Here is a 12,578-nt window from a genome sequence, read left to right on the forward strand (position 1 = left end):
GCCACCGTTTGGGGAATCCGTCGTCAGATCGCCCCCGGACGACGGAAAAGGGCGGTGGACCCGGAGGTCCACCGCCCTTTCACCCGCGAGGGGTCGATCAGCTCGTCGGCACCGCCCCGGCGCGCAGGGCGCCGAGCAGGTCGTGGTTCAGCCGCGAGATGGTCTCCATCGAGATGCCCTTGGGGCACACGGCCGAGCACTCACCGATGTTGGTGCAGCCACCGAAGTCCTCGGCGTCCTGCTGGGCGACCATGCGGACGACCCGGCTGTCCCGCTCGGGCTGGCCCTGGGGGAGCAGTCCGAGGTGGGTCACCTTGGCGGCGGTGAAGAGCATGGCCGAGCCGTTGGGGCAGGCCGCCACGCAGGCACCGCAGCCGATGCAGGTCGCCGCGTCGAAGGCGGCGTCGGCATCGACCTTGGGCACCGGGGTGGCGTGCGCCTCGGGCGCGGTGCCGGTCGGGGCCGAGATGAACCCGCCGGCGGAGATGATCCGGTCGAAGGCGGACCGGTCGACGACGAGGTCCTTGACGACCGGGAAGCCCCCGGAGCGCCACGGCTCGATGTCGATGGTGTCGCCGTCGGAGAACGACCGCATGTGGAGCTGGCACGTGGTGGTCTGCTCCGGGCCGTGCGCGATGCCGTTGATCATCAGGCCGCAGCTGCCGCAGATGCCCTCGCGGCAGTCGTGGTCGAAGGCCACCGGGTCCTCACCGGAGAGGATCAACTGCTCGTTGAGCACGTCGAGCATCTCCAGGAAGGACATGTCCGGGGACACGTCGGTCAGGTGGTAGTTGGCCATCTTCCCCTTGACGGCGGGGGAGGGCTGGCGCCAGACCCTCAGGGTCAGCTGCATCACTTGTAACTCCGCTGTGCGAGGTGGACGTACTCGTACTCGAGGGCTTCCTTGTGCAGGATCGGGGGCTCCCCCTCCGGGGTCCACCCCCATGCCGCGACGTAGGCGAAGTTCTCGTCGTCGCGCAGCGCCTCGCCCTCGGGGGTCTGGCTCTCGGCCCGGAAGTGACCGCCGCAGCTCTCCTCGCGGTGGAGCGCGTCGATGCACATCAGCTCGGCCAGGTCGATGAAGTCGGCGACCCGGGCCGCGTGCTCGAGGTTCTGGTTGAAGTCGGTCGCGGTGCCCGCGACCTTGACGTCGGTCCAGAACTCCTTGCGGATCTCGGGGATCCGGTCAAGGGCCTTGCGGAGACTCTCCGCGGTGCGCTCCATGCCGCAGTAGTCCCAGACCAGCTTGCCCAGCTCGCGGTGGAACGAGGCCACCGTGCGGGTGCCGTTGATCGACAGGAACTTCTCGACCTGGGCGTGCACGCCGGCCTCGGCCTCGACGATCGCCGGGTGGTCGGCGGGCACCTTCTCGAACGGACCGGCCGACAGGTAGTCGGTGATCGTGTTCGGCAGCACGAAGTAGCCGTCGGACAGGCCCTGCATGAGGGCGCTGGCGCCGAGCCGGTTCGCGCCGTGGTCGGAGAAGTTGGCCTCGCCGATCACGAACAGGCCGGGGATCGTCGACTGCAGGTCGTAGTCGACCCACAGACCACCCATCGTGTAGTGCACGGCCGGGTAGATCCGCATGCCGGACTCGTAGGGGTCCTCCCCGGTGATCCGGGCGTACATGTCGAAGAGGTTGCCGTACTTGGCCTCGACGGCCTTGCGGCCCAGGCGCTGGATCGCGTCGGTGAAGTCCAGGTACACGCCCAGCCCGCCGGGGCCCACGCCGTAGCCCTCGTCGCACACGTTCTTCGCCTGCCGGGAGGCGATGTCGCGGGGCACCAGGTTGCCGAACGCGGGGTACTTGCGCTCCAGGTAGTAGTCGCGCTCGTCCTCGGGGATCTCGTGGGCAGGACGGCTGTCGCCGCGCTCCTTGGGCACCCACACGCGGCCGTCGTTGCGCAGCGACTCCGACATCAGGGTCAGCTTCGACTGGTAGTCACCCGACACCGGGATGCAGGTGGGGTGGATCTGCGTGTAGCAGGGGTTGGCGAACAGCGCGCCCCGCTTGTGCGCCCGCCAGATCGCCGTGGTGTTCGAGCCCTTGGCGTTCGTGGACAGGTAGTAGACGTTGGAGTACCCGCCGGTGCCCAGCACCACGGCGTCGGCCAGGTGCGTGGTGACCTCGCCGGTGACCAGGTCCCGGACGACGATGCCGCGGGCCTTGCCGTCGACGACGACCAGGTCGAGCATCTCGGTGCGCGAGTGCGTCTCGATGCTGCCGGCCGCCACCTGCCGCTCGAAGGCCTGGTAGGCCCCGATCAGCAGCTGCTGGCCCGTCTGGCCGCGGGCGTAGAAGGTGCGCGAGACCTGGGCACCGCCGAAGGAGCGGTTGTCCAGCAGGCCGCCGTACTCGCGGGCGAAGGGCACGCCCTGGGCCACGCACTGGTCGATGATCTGGGTGCTGATCTCGGCCAGGCGGTGGACGTTGTCCTCGCGCGAGCGGAAGTCGCCGCCCTTGACCGTGTCGTAGAACAGCCGGTGCACGCTGTCGCCGTCGTTGCGGTAGTTCTTGGCGGCGTTGATCCCGCCCTGCGCGGCGATGGAGTGCGCGCGCCGGGGGCTGTCCTGGAACCAGAAGGACTTCACGTGGTAGCCGGCCTCGGCCAGCGTCGCGGCGGCCGCGCCACCGGCGAGGCCGGTGCCGACCACGATGATCGTCAGCTTGCGGCGGTTGGCCGGGTTGACCAGCTTGCCGCGGAACTTGCGCTCGCTCCAGCGCTCCCCGATGGGGACGTCGCGCGGGGCCTTGGTGTCGGCGATCGGGTCGCCTTCGAGGAACAGCTCGAGTGCCATGGCGGTGCTCCTGTCAGTCGATGATGCCGAAGAGGACGGAGAACGGGATGAGCAGGTACCCACCGATCAGCACCACCGCGAAGGCGGTGGCGAAGACGTTGAGGGCCCGCTCGCGCCGCTTGTTGCTGTGCCCCAGGCTCTGGGTGGCCGACCACACGCCGTGCCGGATGTGGAAGCCCAGCACGATCAGCGCGACGGCGTACCAGATGACCACGACGGGGTTCTGGAACCCCTCGACCAGGCGGCCGTAGGGCAGCGAGTCGCGGCCGGCCGGGTTCACCGCACCGAGGGTCAGGTCCAGGATGTGCCACACGATGAACAGGAAGAGGATGATCCCGCCCCAGCGCATGGTCCGGGACGCGTAGCTCTGCTGCACGCGCTTCTTGGTCACGTAGCCGATCGGGCGGGCCCGCTTGGCCTGGCGCCACAGCGACACCGCGGCCCAGATGTGCGTCGCGATCGCGACGAGCAGGACCACCCGGATGATCGTCAGCACGGTCAGCCGCGGCAGGATCGGTTCCCCGAGCTCGCGGAGGAACTCGGAGTAGTTGTTGAAGGTCTCCGCCCCGGCGAAGGCCTTGAGGTTCCCCACCATGTGCGCGATGAGGTAGAGGACGAAGATGATGCCGGTCACGGCCATCGTCGCCTTCTTGAAGACCGACGAGCTGAACCGCCCGGTCTTCGGCTGCCGCCTCGGCCCGGGGTTGGCCCCGGCCGATTGTCCTGCCTGCTGCGTCGTCACTGTCGCCACGGGCCCACGGTACGACCATGCACAGGTCACGCCGAGGTGAACGCGGCGTGACACGGCTCATGCAAGGTGAGCCTTACCGGGAACGATCGAGCGCGGCACCGTGTTCCCGCACCACCCGACCCCCGAGATGGAGGCCCCCGTGCCCGGACCCACCCGCGGTTTCCTCGGCCGCTCCCGCCCCGCCCGCGACCCCCGGCTGCCCCCGGGCCAGTACGACGTCGGCGCCGACTGGCCCGTGCTGACCGCCGAGCCCACCCCGCGGATCAGCCCGGAGACCTGGAGCATCACCGTCGCCGGCAACGTGGAGAACCCGACCACCTGGGACTGGGACGGCGTGCACGCGCTGCCGGCCAGCGAGTACCGCGGCGACATCCACTGCGTCACCACGTGGTCGAAGTTCGACACCCGGTTCGGCGGGGTCTCCCTGGACTCGCTGTGGGACGTCGCCCGGCCCACCGCCGAGGGCGCCTTCGTCATGGCGACCTCCAAGTCCGGCTACACGACCAACCTGCCGATCGAGGACCTCGTCGGCGGCAAGGCCTGGCTGGTGTGGGAGTTCGACGGGAAGCCTCTGACGGTCGAGCACGGCGGTCCGGTGCGGCTGCTGGTGCCGCACCTGTACTTCTGGAAGAGCGCGAAGTGGGTCACCAAGCTCGACGTCCTCAAGCGGGACCAGCAGGGCTTCTGGGAGCGCAACGGCTACCACGACCGCGGCGACCCGTGGCGCCAGCAGCGCTACCAGGGCGACTGATGAAGGACCCCGTTCCCCCCCACGACGCGCTCCGCACGCCGCGGGTCCCTGAAACGGGGCCGTTGCAGCAGGTCACCTCCTGGACCACCGCGACGATCGCCGGGCTCAAGCGGCCGCTGGCCCGCACGGTGCAGCTGCGGCTGGACGTCGCCGACCGGGTGGACCACCTGCCCGGGCAGCACTACGTGGTGCGGCTGACCGCCGAGGACGGCTACACCGCGCAGCGGTCGTACTCGGTGGCCTCGGCACCGTCGGACCCGCTGGTCGAGCTGTTCGTCGAGCGGCTGGACGACGGCGAGGTGTCCACCTACCTGGCCGACGTCGCCGAGCCCGGGGACACCCTGGAGGTGCGGGGACCCATCGGCGGCTGGTTTGCCTGGGACGGGCGGACCCCGGCGCTGCTGGTCGGCGGCGGCACCGGCGTCGTCCCGCTGGTGGCGATGGTCCGGCACGCCGTGTCGATCGACCGGCTGGACCTGCTCCGGGTGGCGGTGTCGGCCCGCACGCTGGCCGAGCTGCCCTACGCCGACGAGCTGCTGGCCGCCGGCGCGGTGGTGGTGCTCACCCGCGAGCAGCACGGCATCCGGCCGGCCGCGCGGCTGACCGCGGTGGACCTGCTGCCGCTGTGGGAGGACGGGCAGACGGCGTTCGTCTGCGGCTCCTCGGGGTTCGCCGAGACCGCGAGCCAGCTGCTGGTCGGGATGGGGTTCGCGCCGTCCGCCGTCCGGGTGGAGCGGTTCGGTCCCTCGGCTCAGTAGCCCGGTGGCTTGCCGGCGCCCAGCCAGGCGTCGAAGAACCCGCCGAGGTCGGTGCCCGAGACCTCGTCGGCCAGGTCGGTGAACTCCCCGGTGGTCACCGCCTGGCCGGCGCGGTCGGTGGTCCACCGGGACAGCAGCTCGGCGAAGTCGTCGTCGCCGACCTCGGCCCGCAGCGCCGCGAGGAGCGCGCCGCCGCGCAGGTAGACCGCCTCGCTGAACAGCTCGTCGGACGCCGCGCCGGGGTCGCCGATGGCCTGCTCCCAGAACGGGTCGTCGTCCGGGATCGCCGTGATGTCGGCGAGCTGGTCGGCCACCGTCGGGCCGCCCTGGTCCTCGGTCCAGGCCCACTCGGCGTAGGTGGCGAAGCCCTCGTTGAGCCAGATGTCGCGCCAGCGGTCCAGCCGCAGGTCGTCGCCGGTCCACTGGTGGGCCAGCTCGTGCACCACGACGAGCTCGGCGCCCGACGCCGAGCCGAAGAAGTCCTGGGCGTAGATCGGCCGGGTCTGGGTCTCCAGCGCGAAGCCCAGCGAGGAGGCGGTGACGATCCCGCCGGCCTCGGTGAACGGGTAGGGCGAGCCGAACACCCCGGCCAGGAAGTCCAGGATCGCCGGCTGCTGGTCCAGCGCGGCGCGGGCGTTCTGCGCCCGGCGGTCGGACAGCCCGGCGGCGACGGCGTCCCGGTAGGTGATGCCGTCCACCTCCCGCTCGGTGAGGTCGAAGTCGCCGACGGCGAGGGTGACCAGGTACGGGGCCATCGGCTGGTCGCTGCGCCACACCCAGGTGCGCTCGCCGTCCACCGGGTCGCCGCGGTCGACCAGCTCGCCGTTGGACACCGCGACCAGGTCCTCGGGCACGGTCACCGACAGCTGCACGGCGGCGGCGTCGCTGGGGTGGTCGTTGACCGGGAACCAGGTGGCGGCGACGTCGGGCTGGCCGACCACCAGCACGCCGTCGTCGGTGGTGACCACCCCGGACTCACCCGGCCCGTCCTCGACCGGTTCGGGGACGCCGGAGTACTCCACGCGGACGGTGAAGTCGCCGTCCACGACGACCTGCCCGGGGTAGACGACCAGTTCGTCGTCGTCCCGGCTGACCTGCACGTCGGTGCCGTCGACCTGCACCGCGGCGACCTCCAGGCCGACCAGGTCCAGGGAGAAGCTCGACAGCGGCGTGCCGGTGGTGCGGGCGGTGATCGTGGCGGTCCCGGTCAGCTCGTCGGTGCCGGGGTCGTAGCCGACGACGAGGTCGTAGCGGTCGACGTCGTACCCGCCGTTGCCGTCCCCGGGGTAGTAGGGGTCGCCGATGCCGGTGGCGCCGACCACCGGGAGCTCGCGCAGGCCGGTGGTGCCGCAGGCGGCCAGCAGGAGCACGGTGCCGACGATGACGAGCGGACGGCGTCGCGGCATGGCTGCACGGTAGGGCCCCGGTAGCGTGGCGGGCACTGTGCTCGCCGCCGTCACCGCCACCCGCTACGTCCTCCCGCTGCGCGAGGGCGGGTCCCTGCCCGGCCTGGTCGAGGCCGACGACCTGGGCACCTACGTCGTGAAGTGGCGGGCGGCCGGCCAGGGCGTCCCGGTGCTGGCCGCCGAGGTGATCTGCGGCGAGCTCGCCCGGGCGCTCGCCCTGCCGGTGCCGGCGTTGGTCACCGTGGACGTCGCACCCGAGCTGGCGGTGGGGGAGCCCGACCAGGAGGTGCAGGAGCTGCTCCGGCACTCCGCCGGCACCAACCTGGGCATGGACTACCTGCCCGGCGCGCTGGACTTCTCCGCGCACGGCCCGGACGTGCCCGCGGAGCTGGCCGGTCGGGTGCTGTGGTTCGACGCGCTGGTCGGCAACGTCGACCGGTCCTGGCGCAACCCGAACATGCTCTTCTGGCACGGCCGGCTGCAGCTGATCGACCACGGTGCCGCGCTGACCTTCCACCACCACTGGCCCGGTGCGCCGGCCGCGGTCGACCGGGTCTACGACGCGAGCCAGCACGCGCTGGTCGAGTCCCACCCCGACGTCCGGGCCGCCGACGCCGCGCTCGGCCCGCTGGTCACCCGGCCGCTGCTGGAGCGGGTGCTGGCGCTGGTGCCCGATGCCTGGCTGCGCGGTCCCGGGCGGACGGGGGAGGACACGGAGGCGCCCGACGTCACCCGGGAGCGCTACACCGCCCAGCTGCTGGCCCGGCTGGCCGCCCGTCCCGCCTGGTTGCCGGCGCTGGTCCAGGCCGCCGCCGACGGCTCCCGCGGGCGGGCCCCGGAGCCCCGCGGGCAGAACCGTCCCGGCTGGCTGGGCCCGCCGCCCCCGCCCGGGGTCCGGCAGCGGTGAACACCTACGAGTACGCCGTGCTCCGGGTGGTGCCCCGGGTCGACCGGGGCGAGAGCTTCAACGCCGGGGTGCTCGTCTACTGCCGGCAGCGGGACTACCTCGGCTCGCGGGTGCACCTGGACCTGGCGCGGCTGCGGGCGCTGGACCCGACCGCGGACCCGGTGGCAGTGGCCTGGGCGCTGCAGGCCGCCGCGGACGTCTGCGCGGGTGCCGCCGGTGCGGGCGCGGCCGGCCGGGAGGCGCTGGGGCCCCGGTTCCGCTGGCTCACCGCGCCGCGCTCGACCGTCGTCCAGCCCTCGCCGGTGCACACCGGGCTGACCGGTGACCCCGACGCCGAGGCCGACCGGTTGCTGGAGCTGCTGGTCCTGCCGATCGGCTGAGGGTCAGTCGCCGTTGGTCCCCGGGAAGAGGGCGTCGACCCGGCGGGCCAGCTCGACGTCGAGCTCGGTGACCCCGCCGGCGTCGTGGGTGACCACCGCGATCCGGACGCAGTCGTAGCGCAGGTCCAGGTCGGGGTGGTGGTCCATCTCCTCCGCGACGTCGGCGATCTGCACGACGGCGTCCACGGCGGCCCGGAACGAGGGGAACTCGACCCGGCGGTAGATGCCCTGGACGTCGCCGTCCCAGTGGGTCAGCTCGGCCACCGCGGTGGCCACCTCCTCGGGGGACAGGGCCTGCGGTCGCGTCATGCCAGGAGTGTCGCCCCTAGGTGTGGAGGCCGCACTCCACCTTGCCGCGGCCGGCCCAGCGGCCGGCGCGGGGGTCCTCGCCGGGGGCCACCGGTCGGGTGCACGGTGCGCAGCCGATCGAGGCGTAGCCGATCTCGACGAGCGGGTTCACCGGCACCTGGTGCTCGTGCACGTAGGCGTCGACGTCGTCCTGGTTCCAGGCGGCCAGCGGGTTGACCTTGACCATGCCGCGCTTGGCGTCCCAGTCGACGACCTTGGTGCCCACCCGGGTCACGGACTCGTCGCGCCGGACGCCGGAGCCCCACGCGCTGAACCCGGCCAGCGTGCGGGCCAGCGGCTGCACCTTGCGCAGGTCGCAGCACAGGTCCGGGTCGCGGTCGTGCAGCGCGGGCCCGAACTCGGCGTCCTGCTCGGCGACGGTCTTCTCGGCCTCGACCGACAGCACCCGGATGTCCATCACCGAGGCGATCCAGTCGCGGGTGCCGATGGTCTCGGCGAAGTGGTAGCCGGTCTGCAGGAAGATCACCTGCACCCCGGGGTGGGCGCGGGCGGCCAGGTGGGCCAGCAGCCCGTCGGCCATCGACGAGGTGAGCGCGAAGGAGTCCCCGAAGGTCTCCCCGGCCCAGCGCAGCACGGCCAGCGCCTGCTCCACCGGGTCGGCGATGCCCTCGAAGCGGGCGTCGGCCTCCGCGGCCAGCTCCGGTGTCGGCTCGATCAGCGCGGTCGTCACGGCTGCTGCACTCCCGTTCCCGTCGTCCGGAGGGTGAAGGTCCGCAGGCAGGACCCGCAGTGCCATTCTCCCTCGGTCTCGCGCGGTCGGAGGGTCTCCTCGCCGCAGAACGGGCAGTAGAACGGCGGCAGCTGCCGAACCCTTCCCGGCGCGGTCAGCGCAACCAGTCCTCGTCGGCCCGGGTGGCGTAGGCGGCGAAGGACTCGCCGTCGGTGCGGTGCTCGAGGTAGCCGCGCAGCACCCGCTCCACGTAGTCGGCGGTGTCGGTGGCCAGCACCTTGTGCCCACGGAGCTTGCGGCCGATGGAGGACTCGAAGCCCAGGTGGCCGCCGAGGTGGACCTGGAAGCCCTCCTCGCCGCCGACGACCATGCCCTTGAAGCCGATGTCGGCGGTCTGGAAGCGGGCGCAGGAGTTCGGGCAGCCGTTGACGTTGATCGTCAGCGGGGTGTCGAAGTCCGGCAGCCGGCGCTCGAGCTCGGCGGTCAGCTCCTTCGCGTGGCCCTTGGTCTCCACGATCGCCAGCTTGCAGAACTCGATGCCGGTGCAGGCCATCGTCTGCCGGCGGAAGACGCTGGGCCGCACCTGCAGGTCGTGCGCGGCCAGGGCGGCGACGGCGTCCTCGACCGCGTCGTCCGGGACGTCGAGGATGACCAGCTTCTGGTCGGCCGTCGTCCGGATCCGGCCCTGCCCGTACTGCTCGGCGATGTCGGCGACGGTGGCGAGCAGCTCGCCGCCGATCCGGCCGGTGTGCAGCGCGAAGCCCAGCGCGTTGGCGCCGTCCACCTGCTTCTGGACGCCGACGTGGTCGCGCTGGTCGGTGGCCGGCCGGTCGGGTGCGGGGCCGTCGGGCAGCGCCTCGTGCAGGTACTCGTCCTGCAGCACCTGGCGGAACCTCCCCGGGCCCCAGTCGGCCATGAGGAACTTGATCCGGGCGTGGGTGCGCGAGCGCCGGTACCCGTAGTCGCGGAAGACCGCGCAGACGCCGGCCCAGACGTCGGAGACCTGGTCGGGCCGGACGAAGACGCCCAGCCGCTCGGCGAAGCGCGGGTTGGTCGACAGCCCGCCGCCGACCCAGAGGTCGTACCCGGCCTCGCCCGCGGCGTTGCGCACACCCACGAAGGCGACGTCGTTGATCTCGTGGTTGGTGCAGTGGTGCGCGCACCCGGAGATCGAGGACTTGAACTTGCGGGGCAGGTTGGAGAACTCCCGGTCGCCGAGGTACTTGTCGACGACCTCGGTGACGGCCGGGGTCGCGTCGAGCACCTCGTCGTCGAGCACGCCGGCCAGCGGGCAGCCGAGGATCACCCGCGGGGTGTCGCCGCAGGCCTCGGTGGTGGACAGCCCGACCGCCTCGAGGCGCTCCCAGATCTCGGGGACGTCCTCGATGCGGATCCAGTGCAGCTGCACGTTCTGCCGGTCGGTGACGTCGGCGACGCCGCGGCCGAACTCGGTGGAGATGCCGGCGATGACCCGCAGCTGGTCGGCCGACAGCTGACCGCCGTCGATCCGCACACGGAGCATGAAGAAGGAGTCCTCGAGCTCCTCGGGCTCCAGCACGGCGGTCTTGCCGCCGGGGATGCCCTGGGCGCGCTGGGTGTAGAGCCCCATCCAGCGCATCCGGCCGCGCAGGTCGCCGGGGTCGATGCCGTCGAAGCCGGTGCGGGAGTAGATGTCGGTGATCCGCTGGCGGACGTCGAGGCCGTCGGAGTCCTTCTTCATCCGCTCGTTGGGGTTGAGCGGCTCGCGGTACCCGAGGGCCCACTGGCCCTGGCCCTTCTGGGCCGGGCGGCCGGGGCGGGTGGGGGAGGACACGTGAGGACTCCATCTTCGCGCGGGACGGGCGCGGCGTTGCGGGGGGACTGGGGTGCGGTGCGCTCAGCGGGAGCGGCGACAGGCGGCACTCACGACGCGCCCCAGGTCGATGTGCAGGCGCGCCACCAGAGGCGTCCCGCGGTCGGTCACGCCGCCGAGTCTCCCACACCGGCCATGGCGGCCCGGACCTGCGCGACCGCCTCGGCGAGGGGCACCCGGGAGGTGTCGACCCGCAGCTCGGCCCGCACCGGCACCTCGTAGGGGTCGCTGACCCCGGTGAAGGTCGCGATCTCCCCGGCCCGCGCCCGGGCGTAGAGGCCCTTGACGTCCCGGGCCTCGCAGACCTCCAGCGGGGTGGACAGGTGCACCAGCACGAAGCGGCCGTGCTGCTCGACCAGCGCGCGGGCCTGCTCGCGGGCCTCCTCGAACGGGGCGATCGCGGCGATGACCACCGTGCCCCCGTGCCGGACGACCTCCCCGGCCACCCAGCCGATGCGCCGGATGTTGAGGTCCCGGTCGGCCCGGGAGAAGCCCAGCTCGCTGGACAGGTGGGTGCGGACGACGTCGCCGTCCAGGACCGTCACCGCCGCGCCCCCGGCCTCCAGCTCGGCCACCAGGGCGTCGGTGATCGTGGACTTCCCGGCCCCGGAGAAGCCGGTGAGCAGGACGGCGACACCAGTCATGCCGGGCAGTCTCTCAGTCGACGGGGGTGGCCCCGAAGGACCGCCAGGCGCTCTCCACCTCGGCCAGCTCGGCGACGGCGTCGGGCAGCGTGCCGGCCACGACGTCGGCCAGGGTGACCTGCTCGAGCACCCGGCGGTAGGAGTCCCGGGCGGCCACCCACACGCTGGTGAGCTCCTTGGCCACGCCCGGGTAGGTGGCGTCCTCCGGCCGCTGGCCGTGCACCTCGGCGAGGAAGCCCTGCTCCACCCGCATGACCCGGGCGATCGACACCTCCGAGGGCGGCAGGGCCAGCCGGTAGCCGCCGTCCCGGCCGCGCTGGCTGGTCACCAGCCGGGCGTGCTGCAGGTCGCCGAGGATCGCCTGCAGGAAGCGGGAGGGGATGCCCTGGGCGGTGGCTATCCGGTCGCAGGTGAGGGCGTCGGGGCTGGCCGCCGCCAGCTCGATGGCGGCGCGGACGGCGTAGTCGACCCGGGCGGAGATGCGCACGGAGGCCATCCTGCCCGGTCTGGGAAACTCGCCCCGTGTTCCAGCTGCGATTCACCACGCTGGTGGAGGCGCCGCTGACCGTGGCGTTCGACGTCGGGCGGGTCCTCGGGCGCCCCTGGCCGTGGGCGCTGACCGAGGTCGCCACCGACCGCCCGCACGCCGACGAGCACCGCGGCGCCGGCGGCCTGCTGGCGCAGGTCCGGCACACCCGGCGGTTCCACCCGACGGGTGCGGGCACGCTGGTGGACGAGCAGGTGGAGTGGGAGAACCGGGTGCCCGGGTTCCTCGGTCGGCTGCTGGACCAGACGGTCGTGCGCCGGCACGTGCTCGGCGCGATGCAGGCCCACCTGGACCTGTTCGCCGCCGCCGCGCAGCGCCGGGCCGAGGACGTCGTCCAGGTGGTCGGCGCGGCGCTGGTGTCCGACGGCCGCGTGCTGGTCGCCCAGCGGGGGGCCGGCCCCTTCGCCGGGCTCTGGGAGTTCCCGGGCGGCAAGGTCGAGCGGGGGGAGTCCGAGCTGGCCGCGCTGGTGCGCGAGTGCCGGGAGGAGCTCTCGGTCGAGATCGCCCCGCAGGCGTTCCTGGGGGAGGTGCCCCTGCCGGGGGTCGTCGCCGGCGGTGCGCCCAGCGCCTCGACGCTGCGGGTGTGGTGGGGGCGCATCGTGGCCGGCGACCCGGTGGACCACGAGCACAGCGAGCTGCGCTGGGCGACCGCCGGGGAGCTCGAGGCCCTGGACTGGATCCCGGCCGACCGCCCGCTGCTGCCCGCCGTCCGGGCCCTGCTCGACCGCCTCTGAACGCCGAGAG

The 12,578-nt window shown here is 72.8% G+C and carries 14 protein-coding genes; 5 read left to right on the forward strand and 9 right to left on the reverse strand.

All coding sequences use genetic code 11. The features are described from left to right. Nucleotides 1-97 precede the first annotated feature (97 nt). From UXQ13_RS02745 to UXQ13_RS02755, 3 genes are read right to left on the reverse strand one after another with little or no spacing between them, the layout of a single operon-like run. Complete coding sequence (locus tag UXQ13_RS02745) at nucleotides 98-853, reverse strand: succinate dehydrogenase/fumarate reductase iron-sulfur subunit (protein ID WP_225232756.1); 756 nt, start codon at nucleotides 851-853, stop codon at nucleotides 98-100. Beyond that, complete coding sequence (locus UXQ13_RS02750) at nucleotides 853-2,799, reverse strand: fumarate reductase/succinate dehydrogenase flavoprotein subunit (protein ID WP_225232755.1); 1,947 nt, start codon at nucleotides 2,797-2,799, stop codon at nucleotides 853-855. Before UXQ13_RS02750 ends, UXQ13_RS02745 begins: the two co-directional genes overlap by 1 nt. 13 nt (nucleotides 2,800-2,812) lie before the next feature. Beyond that, nucleotides 2,813-3,550 (reverse strand): succinate dehydrogenase cytochrome b subunit, encoded by a 738-nt coding sequence (locus tag UXQ13_RS02755; RefSeq protein WP_225232754.1) that lies wholly within the window; start codon nucleotides 3,548-3,550, stop codon nucleotides 2,813-2,815. Between the two features lie 139 nt (nucleotides 3,551-3,689). Here UXQ13_RS02755 and UXQ13_RS02760 point away from each other — a divergent pair, with 139 nt between their 5' ends. Beyond that, the gene (locus UXQ13_RS02760) at nucleotides 3,690-4,301 is read left to right on the forward strand and encodes a sulfite oxidase-like oxidoreductase (protein ID WP_336391780.1); all 612 of its coding nucleotides are present in this window, start codon (nucleotides 3,690-3,692) and stop codon (nucleotides 4,299-4,301) included. Nucleotides 4,302-4,363: 62 nt separating this feature from the next. Further along, nucleotides 4,364-5,059 carry an FAD-binding oxidoreductase gene (locus UXQ13_RS02765; RefSeq protein ID WP_225232752.1) on the forward strand — a complete coding sequence of 232 codons (696 nt, stop codon included), beginning with the start codon at nucleotides 4,364-4,366 and terminating at the stop codon, nucleotides 5,057-5,059. Here the strand turns inward: UXQ13_RS02765 and UXQ13_RS02770 are convergent. Continuing rightward, nucleotides 5,053-6,465 carry a M1 family metallopeptidase gene (locus tag UXQ13_RS02770; RefSeq protein ID WP_336391781.1) on the reverse strand — a complete coding sequence of 471 codons (1,413 nt, stop codon included), beginning with the start codon at nucleotides 6,463-6,465 and terminating at the stop codon, nucleotides 5,053-5,055. The genes UXQ13_RS02765 and UXQ13_RS02770 overlap by 7 nt on opposite strands. A gap of 37 nt (nucleotides 6,466-6,502) precedes the next feature. Between UXQ13_RS02770 and UXQ13_RS02775 the strand changes: the two genes are divergently transcribed. Together UXQ13_RS02775 and UXQ13_RS02780 are read left to right on the forward strand one after the other, a co-directional pair. Then, nucleotides 6,503-7,372, forward strand: a complete 870-nt coding sequence (locus tag UXQ13_RS02775) for a HipA family kinase (protein ID WP_225232750.1) — start codon at nucleotides 6,503-6,505, stop codon at nucleotides 7,370-7,372. Next, nucleotides 7,369-7,752 carry a DUF3037 domain-containing protein gene (locus UXQ13_RS02780; RefSeq protein ID WP_225232749.1) on the forward strand — a complete coding sequence of 128 codons (384 nt, stop codon included), beginning with the start codon at nucleotides 7,369-7,371 and terminating at the stop codon, nucleotides 7,750-7,752. The genes UXQ13_RS02775 and UXQ13_RS02780 overlap by 4 nt, the downstream gene beginning before the upstream one ends. Nucleotides 7,753-7,755: 3 nt before the next feature. On the opposite strand, the gene UXQ13_RS02785 is transcribed toward UXQ13_RS02780, so the two are convergent. The 5 genes from UXQ13_RS02785 to UXQ13_RS02805 form a co-directional block, all read right to left on the reverse strand. Then, nucleotides 7,756-8,061 (reverse strand): 4a-hydroxytetrahydrobiopterin dehydratase, encoded by a 306-nt coding sequence (locus tag UXQ13_RS02785; RefSeq protein ID WP_225232748.1) that lies wholly within the window; start codon nucleotides 8,059-8,061, stop codon nucleotides 7,756-7,758. Nucleotides 8,062-8,077: 16 nt separating this feature from the next. Then, nucleotides 8,078-8,791, reverse strand: coding sequence for a phosphoadenylyl-sulfate reductase (locus UXQ13_RS02790; RefSeq protein WP_225232747.1), 714 nt, complete (start codon nucleotides 8,789-8,791; stop codon nucleotides 8,078-8,080). A gap of 154 nt (nucleotides 8,792-8,945) precedes the next feature. Continuing rightward, entirely contained in the window at nucleotides 8,946-10,604 is a 1,659-nt protein-coding gene (locus tag UXQ13_RS02795; RefSeq protein WP_336391782.1) for a nitrite/sulfite reductase, read from the reverse strand. Between the two features lie 146 nt (nucleotides 10,605-10,750). Beyond that, nucleotides 10,751-11,287 (reverse strand): adenylyl-sulfate kinase, encoded by a 537-nt coding sequence (gene cysC / locus UXQ13_RS02800; RefSeq protein ID WP_336391783.1) that lies wholly within the window; start codon nucleotides 11,285-11,287, stop codon nucleotides 10,751-10,753. A gap of 13 nt (nucleotides 11,288-11,300) precedes the next feature. Further along, nucleotides 11,301-11,783: an RrF2 family transcriptional regulator gene (locus UXQ13_RS02805; RefSeq protein WP_336391784.1), complete on the reverse strand. Its 483-nt coding sequence runs from the start codon at nucleotides 11,781-11,783 to the stop codon at nucleotides 11,301-11,303. 26 nt (nucleotides 11,784-11,809) lie between these two features. Between UXQ13_RS02805 and UXQ13_RS02810 the strand changes: the two genes are divergently transcribed. Continuing rightward, on the forward strand, nucleotides 11,810-12,568 hold the full coding sequence (locus UXQ13_RS02810) for an NUDIX domain-containing protein (protein WP_336391785.1): 759 nt from the start codon (nucleotides 11,810-11,812) through the stop codon (nucleotides 12,566-12,568). The last annotated feature ends 10 nt before the right edge of the window (nucleotides 12,569-12,578 follow it).

It is taken from the genome of Klenkia terrae (assembly GCF_037083865.1).
GTDB lineage: Bacteria > Actinomycetota > Actinomycetes > Mycobacteriales > Geodermatophilaceae > Klenkia > Klenkia terrae.